Origin of the sequence: Zoogloea sp. (genome assembly GCF_028689785.1) — a bacterium.
Classification (GTDB): Bacteria; Pseudomonadota; Gammaproteobacteria; order Burkholderiales; family Rhodocyclaceae; genus Zoogloea.
Genome location: NZ_JAQVCN010000089.1, coordinates 1 through 13,405, shown reverse-complemented (window position 1 = coordinate 13,405; position 13,405 = coordinate 1). Strand labels below are relative to the sequence as shown.

Genomic DNA, 13,405 nt, shown 5'->3' with positions numbered 1-13,405 from the left:
ACCTCACTCGACGATTGGAGCAAGCTCCAGCCCATCGGTCGCTTTGGCACCCCATCGGAGATCGGCGAAGCGGTGGCCTGGCTGTGCTCGGATCGTGCCTCGCTGGTGCATGGCCACGCCCTGGTGGCGGACGGCGGCCTGACCTGCGCCTGACCGGGCGCCTCGCTTCACCCCCGCCGGGCGGGCGGCGCATCCGCGCACCCGCCGGCCGCCTTGGCCGTAAATTGAGCGATTTCTGAAAAGTCACCCCCTGCCATCGGAACGCCGGATCATTACAATCGGGGATATAACGAAAGTAGTATCCACTAAAAGAGACATCCCATCAGGAGGAGACAATGACGGGATTGCTTTCATCTACCCCGCAGCTCATTGAGTGCGCCACCGCATCACGTCCCGACTACGTGCTGGAAGGCCGCAATGGAGACATATTCGGTGCCCGCTGGAATCACCCTGCCGGTGAGTCCCAGCTCAGGCGCAATGCCGAGCATGTCCTGGTTTATCACCTGTCGGGCAACACCGATGTTGAACGCCTGCAACAGGGGGTGGTCACGGGTTTTCGCTCCCGTGTCGGAACGGTGACTTTCATGCCCCGCGATTCGGAGTCCGATTGGCGGCTGGGGGGCAATACCCAGGTCATCCATCTTTATCTGCGCCAGGCCCTGCTTGACGATTTTGCCCGGGATGTTCTGGAGCGTGAGGCGTGTCCCGAGATCGAGGACTTCTTTGCCGTTTCCGACACCTGGCTGGACGGCTTCTTTCGCATGCTGGCCAGTGAGGCACCCCCTTCTGCGGCCAGCGGCAACCGCCTGGAGACCCTGGTGCTCGACCAGGTTCAAAGCCTGCTGGTGAGGCACCTGGTCACCCGCTATGCGCGGGAGCGTCCGCCCAGCGGTGAGCGGACGCCAATGTCCAGCGGCAAGGCCAGCCAACTGCGGCAGAGCGTTCTGAAGAAGATCAATGCGCTGATTCACGAGCGCCTTCATGAAGACATTTCCCTCAAGGATCTTGCCGAGCTCGCCTGTATTTCCAAAGACCACTTTTTGCGCGCCTTTCGCGATACGGTCGGGCAGACGCCTTATCACTATTTGCTGTCCCAGCGCCTGGAACGGGCCAAGATGCTGCTGCGCGAGGAGCCCGGTGTGCCGGTGGCGGAAGTGGCGCGGCGTTGTGGTTTCAAGAACCTGAGCCACTTCTCGGCAACCTTCCGGCGGATGACCGGGGTCAGCCCCAAAGGCTATCGCAACTGAGCAAGCCCGGACCGGACCGCCAGGCCAGCACGGCGGTCCGGTGTGGCACGGGTCTAGCGATGCACGCCTGCCGCCACGCCGTCCCGCTCGGCCATTTCCAGCATCACCTTGTAATCGATGATTCCGGCAATGGAACCGTCCGGCGCCAGCCCAGCGATGGGCCCGTCAAAAACGCAGAACAGCACGCAGCCGTTCTTCGAGCGCGGCTGATGGATATCGCCAGCGGGCTCGAACATATAGTTTCCGGCCACCCCGATATCCGACTCTTCGTAATAGACATCGCCTTCCATCACCATCACCTCAATGGCGCCAATATGCTGGTGAATGGGCGCCTCCACGCCGGGGAGCACTTTCAGCATGCAGGTGAAGCCGCCAGTGCGGGAATTGACACTCAATAGCTTGTATTCGACGCCTTCCATGGCATAGGGGCGCCACGGAATCGTGTCTATCTTCTGAAACTTCGGATAGGGCAGGGTGATCCTGTCGTGTGCCGTGCTTTTTCCTTCTTGCCCGATGTGCTCGTTGCGCAGGGTGATGCTCATCGTGTTCTCCTCCTGTTAAAGGCCTGTCTGTAGGGTGTGTCACCACGGCGCCCGCGTGCAGATCGCGGTCTTTTCCGCACATGCGCCGATCACGATATTAGGCGCCGCCATCAGGCCGTGCGCCTATTCGGGGCAAATCGCCGCGACTAATACAAAGCCGCGATAAATCGAAAGTCCGGAACCGCCATTTGCGAAAAATCGGCAGTTTTTGCGATATCGGGCAGATTCCCCGCGACCTGTGTTTGTGCGCTGCGGGCGCAGTTAGATTTCGCCTCGCCGGCTTATTGCCCGGAATACAAATAAACAGGAGACACACTATGACCAGCACCGCCATCGGCCATTCCCCAGCGGCCGACATTGCCCTTACCCACCGCCACGGCAAGGATTTCGTGAATCTCACCGCCGTACCGTGGACGCCCTGGGTCATGGACGGCACCTATTTCAAGCTCCTGGCCGTCAATGAATTGTCGGGCGGATTCTCGATGCTGCTCAAGGTTGATCCGGGTGTGCAGGCGCCGGTGCACGCGCATATCGGTTCGGCCGAGGCCTATCTGGTCGAGGGGGGGTTTTATTACGAAGAGGACGACCCGGGCTACGAGGGTTACTACACCTACGAGCGCGGTGGGGCCGTGCACCAGCCCGTGTCGCCCCAGGGATGCGTGATGTTCGCAGTCACGCACGGGCCCCTGGCGGGTTGCAACCCGGACGGTTCAATCGGCGCCGTGGTCGATTGCCGGCTGATGCTGAAGCTGGCCGAGGCCAACGGCGTCGCCAGCCACGTCGTGCAGATCGTCTCCGGCCGCTGAGCCTGAGCTTGCCCCTCCCTCCATCTCCCCAAGGAGTGCAGATGAACGGCAAACCTATCAGACCCGGTCTCCGCCGGGCCGCCATTGCCGCAGCCCTTGCCGCCTTTGGCAACGGCGCCAGCGCTGGCGAATTCACGCTCGGTGACGGCGTCACGGGCTCGTGGACCCTCAACGCAGCCCTCGGCACCAGTGTCCGCATGCAGGGGCGCGATGCCGCGTTGACGTCCTTCGGCAATGCCAACCATAACGGTGGCCGGCCGGGTACCGGTGGCGGCAGTACCGACGATGGCGACCTCAACTTCAAGCGCGGTGACGTCACCTCCACGACCCTCAAGGTAGTGGGCGACATGGAGCTGCGCTATCAGAACTACGGTACCCTGGTTCGCGCCAAGGCCTGGCACGACTTCACTCTGGCCAGCAAGAAGGTGCAGCACGGTAGTTTCGACAACGGCTACACGCCCGATCAGCGCCTCGACGACAGTCATTTCGATCGCGCCGCAAGGTTCAGCGGTGCAGATCTGCTCGACGCCTTTGTCTATGGCAACTGGGCGCTGGGCAACGACAGCAAGCTCAACCTGCGCCTGGGCAACCAGGTGGTGAACTGGGGGGAGAGCATCTTCATCCAGGGGGTCAACGTGGTGAGCCCCATCGACGTGCCGGCAGCCCGGCGCGCGGGTGCCCAGGTGCGCGAGATCCTGCTGCCGGTCCCCTTGCTCTACGGCAACCTGGGTCTGGCCGGTGGTGTGAGCGTCGAGGCCTTCTACCAGCTCCAGTGGAAGAAGACGGTGATCGACGGTTGCGGCACCTTTTTTTCGCCGGCTGACGTCATCAACTGTGGCGGCTCCCAGTTCGGCCCCGATGCCTTCTCCGACCGGGAGCAGTACCACGGCGTGGCCGCGCTGGGGGGGCTGAACCTGCGCTCCCTGCGCCAGGCCGATGCCAAACCGTCGAATGCCGGGCAGTTTGGTCTCGCCATGCACTGGCTTGAGCCGAGCAGCGAGACCGATGTGGGTCTCTACTACATCAACTATCACACCCGCACGCCCTATCTGAGCCTCTCCAGCAAGCCCTCCGAGGCGAGTTCGTTCTATGGGTCGGTGGCGCCCCTGTCCTATCTGCTGGACTACTCGGCCGAGAACATCCAGACCTATGGCCTCAGTCTGTCGAACACCCTGGGGGGCGTGTCGGTGATGGCCGAGTTGTCATACACGCGAGATCTGCCGGTGCAGATCAATGGGGGAGATCTGGTGCAGTTCGGCGTGTCCGGAGGTACCCAGGGGCCCCTGGTCGGCAAGCGCGTCTATGACCCGGCCGGGGCCACCATCCAGGGTTACGACCGCATGGACAAGGTCCAGCTGCAGTTCGGCGCCATCAATGTCTTCAGCCAGGTGCTCGGCGCCCAGTCCCTTCTGGCGGTCGGCGAGGTGGGCATGAGCTGGTTGCCCAATCTGCCAGATGCGGCCACGGATGTGCGCTATGGCCGTGCTTTCACCTTCGGCACCGCCTGGCATCAGGCCTACACCAGCCCGGCACTGTCCACCCGCGACGGCTGCAATGCGGCCAACAGTGCCGGCATGGTGACGCCCGCCAACTGCGCACAGAGCGGCTTCGTCAGCGCGTTCTCGTGGGGCTATCGCCTGCTCGGGGAGCTTGAGTATCCGAATGCCGTCGTGGGCTGGACCGCCAAGCCCCGCCTGTACTGGGCCCATGACGTGAAGGGCAATGCTGCCGACGGTGCTTTCATCGAGCACCGACGCACCCTGGGTAGCGGCATCTCCCTGTCGCGCCTCGAAAACGGCCGCCGCCTCACCCTGGACCTCGCCTACACCCGCTTCATTGATGCTGCCCGCTGGGACACCAACCGCGGCAAGGATTTTCTTGCCGCCAGCGTCAGCGTCGCCTTCTAAGGACAAAGACATGATCCGCGTTCGTTCTTCCGCATGGCAGCTCGCAGCCTTTCTGCTGCCCCTCACCGTGGGCAGCGCCCAGGCCGCACTCAGTGCCGCCGACCTTGCCCGTCTGGGCAAGGACCTCACCCCCGTCGGTGCCGAGCGTGCCGGCAATGCGGCCGGCACCATCCCGGCATGGACCGGTGGCCTCACCAAGGCCCCCGCCGGCTTCGACATCAACCAGGGCCACGCCAACCCCTACGCCAGTGAAAAGCCCCTCTACACCATCACCGCGCAGAACTGGGAGCAGTACAAGAAGGTGCTCTCCGACGGGCATATCGCCATGCTCAAGCGTTACCCGGACAGCTACCGCCTCAACGTCTATCCGACTCACCGCAGCGCGGCCCTGCCGCCGGCCGAGTACGAGCGCATCCGCGAACAGGCCGCCAAGGTGACGGTCTCGGCCAGCGGCACCGGCCTGGATCACTGGGAGCACAGCCCCGTGCCCTTTCCCATTCCGGCCAATGGCCTTGAGGCCATCTGGAATCACGAGGTGCGCTCCCGGGCCGGCGGCATCCAGCGCCGCCACCTGATCGGGGCGGTCAACCCCAATGGCAGTTTCAACGCCTACGGCGTCGATGAGAGCTGGATCTTCAGCCAGAACATGGACCGCCAGGAGAACAACCGCTTCTGGTACTTCATGGCGCGCATGTACTCGCCGGCCGACGTCAGCGGCGAGGTGGTGATGGTGCACGAACCCCTCGACTTTGCCCGCGACGGCCGCCTCGCCTGGGTTTACAACGCCGGCCTGCGCCGCGTCCGCCGCGCGCCGCAGATCATCTACGACTCGCCGGGCAGCTTCTCGGAAGGGACGCGCACGGAGGATGACTACGACATGTTCAACGGGCCGACCGACCGTTACACCTGGAAGCTGGTGGGCAAGCGGGAAATGTTGATCCCCTACAACAGCTATGCCATCCATTCGAAAAAGCTCAAGGCCCGTGACGTGGTCAAGCCGCACCACCTGGACCCCGCGCTGACCCGCTATGAGCTGCACCGGGTGTGGGTGGTGGAGGCCACGCTGAAGGACGGCATGCGCCACATCTACGGCAAGCGCGTGTTCTACATCGACGAGGACAGCTGGACCATCGCCGTCAAGGAGCAGTACGACGGCCGCGGCCAGTTGTGGCGGGTAGGGGAGGCACAGCTGATGCAGTACTACGACGTGCCCTTGCCCTACTACGCCTTCGAGAACATGTATGACCTGCAGGACGGTCGCTATTACGTGGCCGGCCTCAGCAACGAGGAAGGGCCGTGGCGCTTCGGCGCCAAGGCACGGCGCGCGGACTTCGACCCCGACGCGCTGCGCCGCAGCGGCACCAAGTAAGCAGCGGCCACGACCGCGCACGCCGGACGCGCCGGCTTTACCGGCGCGTCCCGCCCACAGGGATATCACCATGACACGTTTTCCCCTCGCCACGCTGGGCGTGGCGGCGGCTCTCGCCGTCGCCGCCAGCGCGGGGGCCGGTCTCGCCCAGCGGACCGCTGCCCCGCCCATTGACCTGCTGGAGACTCCGGCACCCCAGAGCCCGCGCGCCGCCGGGCAGATGATGAACGGCCTGGCCCGCGCCGGTGAGCGTCTCGTTGCCGTTGGCGCCCGCGGCACCATCGTCTATTCCGATGATGACGGACGCAGCTGGCATCAGGCCGCCGTGCCGGTGGCCGTGATGCTCACCGCCCTGCATTTTCCGACACCCAGGCTGGGCTGGGCGGTGGGCCATGACGGCGTGATCCTGCACACCCAGGACGGCGGCGCCACCTGGCAGCGCCAGTTTGACGGTCATCAGGCCAATGCCCAGATGCTGGTATGGGCAAAGGCCCGGGTGGAGGGCGCCCGGCAGGCCCTGGCCGTGGCCACCGAGGGCCAGCGTCAGGCGGCCGAGGACGCCCTGGCGGCGGCCGAGGACAGCCTGGACGGCTTTGAGCAGTCCGTCGGCTTCGGCCCCTCCCAGCCCTTCATGGGGGTGTGGTTCGGCGACCCGCAGAACGGGTATGCAGTGGGGGCCTTCGGCATGGCCTTTGTCACCCGGGATGGCGGCCGGCAGTGGACGCTGCTTTCCGACCGTCTGCCCAACCCGGAAGGCCTGCATCTGTACGCCCTCAGCGCGCCGGCCCCCGGTGTGCTTTTGATCGCCGGCGAGCGGGGCCTGCTGCTGCGTTCGTCGGACGGTGGCGAGCGCTGGCAGGCACAGCCCGGCCTGGCGGAGGGCGGGCTGTATGGCCTGGCCGGCCTGGCGGACGGCAGCAGGGTGTTTGCCTTCGGCTTTGATGGCGTGGTGTTGCAGAGCGCCGATCTGGGGCAGCGCTGGCAGCCCATCGACAGCGGCACCCGCAGCGCCCTCTACGGTGCCGCACTGGCCGGCAGCGAGCTGATCCTGGTGGGCAACAACGGCACCCGCCTGCGCCTGGACGGCAATCGTTTCGAGGCCCTGCCCAGCCCCGACGGCCGCCCCCTCGGCGGCGCCGCTTTCGGCAAGGACGGCTGGGTGCTGGCCGGCTGGGGTGGGCTCACCCGGGAATCCACCCGCCCTGGCACAGGAGGCAAGCACCATGAGTCAAATTGACGCTGTTTCCCGCCCCGAGCCACGCGGCGGCCTGCTGAAGCGTATCGAGCGCTGGCTGGAGGGCGCGCTGTTTGGTCATCGCACTGCTACCGCGCTCATCTTCGCGGTGCTGACCGTGGCCCTCGGCTGGTCTGCCCTCGGCCTGCGGCCCGACGCCAGCTTCGAAAAGATGATCCCGGTCCATCATCCGGCCATCGCCAACTACCTGACCCACGAGGACAACCTGCGGGGCCTCTCCAATGTGGTGAGGGTGGTGGTGGAGAACCGCAAGGGCGACATCTTCGACCCGGCCTTCCAGGAGGTGCTGCGCAAGGTCAATGACGAGGTGTTCTACATCCCCGGGGTGGACCGGGCCGGCATGCGTTCCCTGTGGACGCCCAATGTGATGTGGGGCGAGGTGACGGCCGAGGGCTTCGAGGCCGGGCCGGTCATCCCCGATGGCTACGATGGATCACCACCCGCCATCGAGCAGCTCCGGCGCAACGTCTTCCGCTCCGGCGAGGTGGGCACCCTGGTGGCCAACGATCTGCGCTCGGCCCTGATCCTGGTGCCGCTGATGGAGCGCGACCCGGACAGCGGCGAACGCCTGGACTACGCGCGCTTTGCGTCGGATCTTGAGGAGAAGATCCGCGCCCGCTACGCCAGCGACGGCGTGGACATCCGCATCGTCGGCTTTGCCAAGGTGATTGGCGAGCTGATTGACGGGGCCGTGCCCATCCTTGGCTACTTTGTGCTCACCCTGGCCCTCACCGCCGCCTTGCTGCTGTGGTATTCGCGTTGCCTGCGCAGCACCCTGACCACCCTGCTGTGCTGCCTGATCGCCGTGGTGTGGCAGCTTGGCATCGTGCGCCTGCTGGGCTACGGACTGGACCCGTACTCCATCCTGGTGCCCTTCCTCACCTTTGCCATCGGCATCAGCCACGCGGTGCAGAACATCAACACCACCGCCAACGCCATGCTTGATGGCGCCGACAGGGTAGAGGCGGCGCGGCGCTCCTTCCGCACCCTGTTCGTGGCTGGCACCGTAGCCCTGCTGTGTGACGCGGTGGGCTTTGCGACCTTGCTGGTGATCCGTATCGGGGTGATCCAGGAGCTGGCCATCTCGGCCAGCATTGGGGTGGCGGTGATCATCTTCAGCAAGATGTTCCTGTTGCCCGTGCTGATGTCCTGGACCGGCGTGTCGCCCGCGGCGATCGCCCACGCCCGGCGCCGCCGGGAACATCTGTCATGGCTGTGGCGCGCGGTGGCGGCCTGCGCCCGGCCGCGCCCGGCGCAGGCGGTGACGCTGGCCGGCGCGGCATTGCTGGCGGTGGGCCTGTGGGGCGCGCGGGGCCTGCAGATCGGCGATCTGGACCCCGGCGCGCCGGAGCTGCGCACCGACTCCCGCTACAACCGCGATGCCGCCTATCTGGTGGAGCACTACACCACCAGCACCGATGTGTTCGTGGTGATGGCCGAGACGCCGCCCCAAGGCTGTCGTGACTATCAGGTTCTCGCCGGCATGGACCTGCTGGCGGCCGAGCTGGAGCGGGTGCCTGGCGTGCAGCGCAGCGTGTCCATGTCTGACTTTGCCTACCGGGTGCTGGCGGCCAACAACGAGGGCAACCCCAAGTGGTACGCCATCAGCCGCAACAAGTACGCCCTCGGCGGCGCCTTCCAGAAGACACCCAAGGAGTACATCGGCAACGGCTGCGCAATGACGCCCCTGGTGGTCTATCTGAACGACCACAAGGCCGCCACCCTCGCTGCCGTGATGGCCACCGTGCGCGACTTTGCCGCCCGGCATGATTCCGACAAGGTGCGCTTTACCCTGGTGGGGGGCAACGCCGGTATCGAGGCCGCCACCAACGAGGTCATCCGCGACGCCGACCACACCATGCTGCTCCTGGTGTATGCCATCGTCGCCGTGCTGCTGCTGATCGAGTTCCGCTCGCTGCGGGTGACAGCCTGCATCGTGCTCCCCCTCTACATCACCTCGGTGCTGTGCGAGGCCATCATGGCCTGGATGGGCTTGGGGGTGAAGGTGGCGACCCTGCCGGTGATCGCCCTCGGGGTGGGTATCGGCGTGGATTACGGCATCTACATCTACAACCGCCTCCAGTCCTATCTGGACCACGGCCACCCGCTGGCCGAGGCCTACCTGCTCACCGTGGCCACCACAGGGCGCGCGGTGGCCTTCACTGGCCTGACCCTGGCGGTGGGCGTGCTTACCTGGATCGGCTCGGCCATCAAGTTCCAGGCCGACATGGGCCTGCTGCTGACCTTCATGTTCCTGTGGAACATGGTCGGTGCCCTGGTGCTGCTGCCGGCCCTGGCGCGTCTGCTGCTGCCCGCAGCTCCGCCAGCGGTGCAGGCTCCGCTCTCCAAACCCGTTCCCCAACCCTGAAGGAATCGAAAGCCATGACACTCACCGAACGCAGCATGCTGGATCTCACGGGCCGTGTCGCCCTCGTCACCGGTGGGGCCTCCGGCATTGGCCGGGCATCGGCCCATGCCCTGGCAGCCCAGGGGGCACGAGTCATCGTTGCCGATATCAACGAGACCGGCGGCGTGGAGACCGCCGAAACCATCGGCAACGCCGCCGGCTTCGTGCATCTGGATGTCACCGACGAGGCTGCCTGGTGCCGGGCGCTGGATTACGTGATCTCCACCGAGGGGGGGCTCGACATCCTCGCCAACGTGGCCGGTATCGGCACAGGCGGGGATTTCGAGGATCTGGCCCTGAGCGACTGGAACCGCATGATGGCGGTCAACGCCACCGGCCCCTACCTCGGCTGCAAACACGCCATCCGTGCCATGGCTGGCAGTGGTCGGCCGGGGGCCATCATCAATGTGGGCTCCATCGCCGCGGACCGGGCCGCGCCGGATCTGGTGGGCTATTGCGCCAGCAAGGGCGCCCTGCGCATGCTCAGCAAGTCCGTGGCCCTGCACTGTGCCCACAAGCGCTATCCGATCCGCTGCAACGCCGTCCATCCCACCTATGTAGACAGCGAGATGCTGGACCCCATCGCCGATCTCTATGGCAGCCGGGAGGCCATGGTGCAGGCCATGTCCAGGCTGGTGCCCCTGGGCCGCCTCGCCAAACCGGCAGACATTGCGGCCGCAGTCGTCTTTCTTGCCTCCGATGGGGCGGCGATGATCACCGGGACCGAGCTGTTCGTAGACGGCGGCCACACGGCGGGCGTCCCCCCGTCGCACTTTGCCTGAACGGCACCGCCCGGTGCTTCACCCGCACCGGGCGGTGTTGGTCTCCACCTGACCCGCGTCGAGGGGGCGGTATTCGCCATCAAGTGCCCATCATCTTGCCAACTTGACGCACTGCAAGCTGTGTTTGGCTTGCCCCTGCCGCAGATCGTCTGCTTCGTGCCATGGAGTGCGTGGTGCTGGCGCCACTGTGGTTTCAACGGGCCTCAGGCCGCCATCACTTCGAGCACTGCCGCATCCCCAGGCTGGGCACGCCTGAGCATGTTGCGCAGGCCCGGGTGGCCTGCCGGATGCGCCAGCGCGCGGGCGGCCTGGCCAGCCAGGGTGTCCAGCAGGGCATAGCGGCGGCGATACATGGCGCGTTTCTGCATGGGCATCTCTTCCGCGCTGCGGCGGCGCCCCTGGAGGGGGATCTGCCAATGGCCGTCGTCGCCCAGCCGGGCCCCGTCCTCCTGCCAGAAGGCACGATAGTCGAAGCTGAACTCATCAGCCTTCTTCTTGTACTGGGTGACCTGGTTGCAGCAGTCTATGCCAACGATGCGCGTTACCCCCCAACAGGCGCAAAGCAGGCGCAGCACCTCCAGCAGCAGGGCATGGGGGCGCAGGCCGTGGCATTGTTTGGTCAGGGCGCGGATCGTCTCGCGGTTGCTGCCGTCGGCACGCTTGAGGCCCTGCAACGAGGCGATGAGCAGCGTATCTGCGTTTGTAAAGCCGAAGCTCAGGTTGAAGAGGGGGCGCCCATCGGCGTCGTGCAGGCACAGGGCCCAATAGCCCTCGATGCGCGTCGGGGCGTTGAGAGTCAGGTCCACCGCGCAGCCGGGGGCCTGGGCCACGCGCAGGCTGCTCCCGCCGGCCAGCTGCCCGCACAGCGCGGGGCCGAAGTGGCCGGCGGCCGCCTCCAGATCGGCGATCATGGCGTGAAAGCGCTGGCGCAGGCCGAAGCGGCGATCCAGATAGCGCCGATAAAACACGTAAAAGCTGCGCCTGTCGGCGTCCAGCAGGCGTGCCCAGGCAGGGTGGCGGTCCAGGGCCTGCAGCAGCAGGCGGCGCTCGGGCGTGGTGAGCCAGGCGAGCAGGCGATACTTGAGACGGTGGAATACCCGCCGTGTGCGGGCGGGGCCCAGCACATCGGGCAGCGGCGGCCAGCTGGCGGCCTGGGAGACAGGAGCGGTGCGAGTGAAGGCACGGAGCGAGGACATAGCGGCATGAACGGAGTGAAGGGCGCTGATGCCGACTGTACCGATGAAGCCTTAATGCTCACTTGCCCGGACCTTGCAGGGGACTGACAGGCGGGAGTGGATGGGGTGGGGGCAGGGGGCTGAGCTGGTGTTGCCTGTCGGTGAGTTCATCGGGCGCTTCATGCGCCATGTGCTGCCCGCCGGCTTCAAGCGCTCCGGCCTGGCGGCCGCGGGCAGATGCACGTGGTGGCACGCCTTCCGCCGGCACCCCGATCTAGGCACAGCACAGCGGTCCGGCCCTCCATCCCGGGGTCTGTTCGAAAAGGGCTGTGCCGGGGCGTCGGATTGCCCGCTCTGGATGCCCGAAAGAGCGCTTGCTTCATGCCAAAGGATTGACGCCGCAGGATCAAGGCATACAATCCCCATGGCATCCGCCGGAGCGGCGGTCCAGTCCAACGAGGTTTATCCGCCGCCATGCACCGTGCCTTTCTCCAATGCTCCTGCTGCGGCGGATAGACGCTATTCGTTAGCCTTCCATATTCACCAAGGAGACTCCTTATGGAAATCGACGCATTGACGTCCGCGTATGAAGGAAATCAAGTAGTTCAAGCCATATGCGACCACATGGCGAACCGTGACAAGAATCAAACAGAGACAAAACTTCATAGGATGCTCACGCACCTGGAAAACGATGGCTTCGATTTCAAACGGGGAGAAGTCATTGGCGCGTTTAGGGCCCTCGAAACCGCCGGATGTGGAAAGTATGTCGAGGGTCGTCACGGATGGCCGTCGCGGTTCGTGTGGGAAACCAAGAGTCTCCATGTGTCATCCGTCGCAAAAGGACAAGTGTCGCTGGCACCTGATACTTCGTCGAATGACGATGGCGATATCTCAGAAGACATCGAATTCATTGAGCATGCATTCGTGCTCCGTCCCGATCTTCCGGTTTCATTTGAGCTGCCTGCCGACCTAACCGAACATGAAGCGTCGCGCATTGCTGCGTTCATTCAAACTCTTCCATTTGGTGAGGGCTAACCCACTGCTTCACAGGACGCTGCGCGATAAAGCCGCGCAGCGTCGGTGACTTCCCCACGTTAGCCCACTCATATGAAATTCACATCGCTGCTCCTTACGCTCCTGTGCCTGGCATCTAGTGCCATCGGTCAAGAACGTCTCATGGAAGGCGGGTTGTACTCAACGCGCAATAAGAACGGCAGCTACTCCGTGCTTAAGGTGCTGAAACTCGATCCACAGGGTGTTCATGTGCGCATGTACAGCAACCAGTTCGCTCAGCATCCGTCGAAGCTCGACGAATCAATGCTCTATATAGCGGGCATGAATCGAAAGTCCAACGAATCACTCGGCATGGACCACGCGCCAATCAGCCGAGCTTCGTTTGCTTCTTGGGGCGCCCGTTTTATCAAGTTCGGTCCGGTCAGGCAGGAGGAGTTAGATGGGTACGAAATGTGGAGGGAGGCTAGCGGTGGGTACTTTTAGCCGGGGGGGCTAACTCATCAGTCGAGGCGCGGCTTCGCCCCTGGGCCGCCGTGCCGGTGATGCCGGCCCGTCTCCCCTCACTTCCACTTTGGGTCTTGCTCAATTAATCGTCGAGACCCGACAGGCACGCCCGTTGAGCTTACTTACACCACGCCACGGGACACGATCCAAGCCGGCGCAGGCCGGACGAAACCTGTCGCCCCGGAATGGGGTCTTTCTACAACGTCGTTAGGAGCCAAGATGTCATTGCGACCAGCTGCCATCACTGTTCTTTGCGTTGTGCTCACAGCAGGGCGCCTCGAAAAACCTCAGCTTGCCCACCCTTGGTAAAATTACATCGTCCTGACCCCTGCTGCAGCTTATCCCGATGAAACAGCGTAGTGCCATCAAGACTGACCTGTTTGCCGACGAACACCAC

12 protein-coding genes are annotated in these 13,405 nt (G+C 64.7%); 10 read left to right on the top strand and 2 right to left on the bottom strand.

From position 1 onward, the window contains the following. Both PHI64_RS22155 and PHI64_RS22150 read left to right on the top strand, forming a co-directional pair. A partial coding sequence (locus tag PHI64_RS22155; protein WP_299888099.1) for an SDR family oxidoreductase occupies positions 1-153 on the top strand: 153 nt, incomplete at its 5' end. A gap of 191 nt (positions 154-344) precedes the next feature. Beyond that, on the top strand, positions 345-1,247 hold the full coding sequence (locus PHI64_RS22150; protein ID WP_299888096.1) for a helix-turn-helix transcriptional regulator: 903 nt from the start codon (positions 345-347) through the stop codon (positions 1,245-1,247). A gap of 53 nt (positions 1,248-1,300) precedes the next feature. Here the strand turns inward: PHI64_RS22150 and PHI64_RS22145 are convergent, their stop codons facing one another. Beyond that, positions 1,301-1,789 (bottom strand): 2,4'-dihydroxyacetophenone dioxygenase family protein, encoded by a 489-nt coding sequence (locus PHI64_RS22145; RefSeq protein ID WP_299888093.1) that lies wholly within the window; start codon positions 1,787-1,789, stop codon positions 1,301-1,303. A gap of 317 nt (positions 1,790-2,106) precedes the next feature. Here PHI64_RS22145 and PHI64_RS22140 point away from each other — a divergent pair, with 317 nt between their 5' ends. The 6 genes from PHI64_RS22140 to PHI64_RS22115 all read left to right on the top strand — a co-directional run bounded on the left by PHI64_RS22140 (position 2,107) and on the right by PHI64_RS22115 (position 10,315). Next, the gene (locus PHI64_RS22140; RefSeq protein ID WP_299888090.1) at positions 2,107-2,595 is read left to right on the top strand and encodes a 2,4'-dihydroxyacetophenone dioxygenase family protein; all 489 of its coding nucleotides are present in this window, start codon (positions 2,107-2,109) and stop codon (positions 2,593-2,595) included. 41 nt (positions 2,596-2,636) lie between these two features. After that, on the top strand, positions 2,637-4,502 hold the full coding sequence (locus tag PHI64_RS22135; RefSeq protein ID WP_299888087.1) for a DUF1302 domain-containing protein: 1,866 nt from the start codon (positions 2,637-2,639) through the stop codon (positions 4,500-4,502). Positions 4,503-4,512: 10 nt separating this feature from the next. Then, a complete protein-coding gene (locus tag PHI64_RS22130) occupies positions 4,513-5,871 on the top strand; it encodes a DUF1329 domain-containing protein (protein ID WP_299888084.1) in 1,359 nt (452 codons plus the stop codon). 70 nt (positions 5,872-5,941) lie between these two features. Beyond that, positions 5,942-7,108: a YCF48-related protein gene (locus PHI64_RS22125; protein WP_299888081.1), complete on the top strand. Its 1,167-nt coding sequence runs from the start codon at positions 5,942-5,944 to the stop codon at positions 7,106-7,108. Continuing rightward, positions 7,095-9,494, top strand: coding sequence for an MMPL family transporter (locus PHI64_RS22120; protein WP_299888078.1), 2,400 nt, complete (start codon positions 7,095-7,097; stop codon positions 9,492-9,494). Before PHI64_RS22125 ends, PHI64_RS22120 begins: the two co-directional genes overlap by 14 nt. Positions 9,495-9,508: 14 nt before the next feature. Further along, positions 9,509-10,315: a glucose 1-dehydrogenase gene (locus PHI64_RS22115; protein WP_299888075.1), complete on the top strand. Its 807-nt coding sequence runs from the start codon at positions 9,509-9,511 to the stop codon at positions 10,313-10,315. 203 nt (positions 10,316-10,518) lie between these two features. Here PHI64_RS22115 and PHI64_RS22110 read toward each other — a convergent pair whose 3' ends face one another. Then, positions 10,519-11,511: a DUF535 family protein gene (locus tag PHI64_RS22110; RefSeq protein ID WP_299888072.1), complete on the bottom strand. Its 993-nt coding sequence runs from the start codon at positions 11,509-11,511 to the stop codon at positions 10,519-10,521. A gap of 537 nt (positions 11,512-12,048) precedes the next feature. Here PHI64_RS22110 and PHI64_RS22105 point away from each other — a divergent pair. Together PHI64_RS22105 and PHI64_RS22100 are read left to right on the top strand one after the other, a co-directional pair. After that, positions 12,049-12,525, top strand: a complete 477-nt coding sequence (locus PHI64_RS22105; RefSeq protein WP_299888070.1) for a hypothetical protein — start codon at positions 12,049-12,051, stop codon at positions 12,523-12,525. A gap of 72 nt (positions 12,526-12,597) precedes the next feature. Continuing rightward, entirely contained in the window at positions 12,598-12,987 is a 390-nt protein-coding gene (locus PHI64_RS22100) for a hypothetical protein (RefSeq protein ID WP_299888065.1), read from the top strand. The last annotated feature ends 418 nt before the right edge of the window (positions 12,988-13,405 follow it).

What these genes read in the sequence shown, in the direction of transcription:
- PHI64_RS22145 (WP_299888093.1), bottom strand. Translation starts at nt 1,789, where the DNA reads ATGAGCATCACCCTGCGCAACGAGCACATCGGGCAAGAAGGAAAAAGC.
- PHI64_RS22140 (WP_299888090.1), top strand. Translation starts at nt 2,107, where the DNA reads ATGACCAGCACCGCCATCGGCCATTCCCCAGCGGCCGACATTGCCCTT.
- PHI64_RS22135 (WP_299888087.1), top strand. Translation starts at nt 2,637, where the DNA reads ATGAACGGCAAACCTATCAGACCCGGTCTCCGCCGGGCCGCCATTGCC.
- PHI64_RS22130 (WP_299888084.1), top strand. Translation starts at nt 4,513, where the DNA reads ATGATCCGCGTTCGTTCTTCCGCATGGCAGCTCGCAGCCTTTCTGCTG.
- PHI64_RS22125 (WP_299888081.1), top strand. Translation starts at nt 5,942, where the DNA reads ATGACACGTTTTCCCCTCGCCACGCTGGGCGTGGCGGCGGCTCTCGCC.
- PHI64_RS22120 (WP_299888078.1), top strand. Translation starts at nt 7,095, where the DNA reads ATGAGTCAAATTGACGCTGTTTCCCGCCCCGAGCCACGCGGCGGCCTG.
- PHI64_RS22115 (WP_299888075.1), top strand. Translation starts at nt 9,509, where the DNA reads ATGACACTCACCGAACGCAGCATGCTGGATCTCACGGGCCGTGTCGCC.
- PHI64_RS22110 (WP_299888072.1), bottom strand. Translation starts at nt 11,511, where the DNA reads ATGTCCTCGCTCCGTGCCTTCACTCGCACCGCTCCTGTCTCCCAGGCC.
- PHI64_RS22105 (WP_299888070.1), top strand. Translation starts at nt 12,049, where the DNA reads ATGGAAATCGACGCATTGACGTCCGCGTATGAAGGAAATCAAGTAGTT.
- PHI64_RS22100 (WP_299888065.1), top strand. Translation starts at nt 12,598, where the DNA reads ATGAAATTCACATCGCTGCTCCTTACGCTCCTGTGCCTGGCATCTAGT.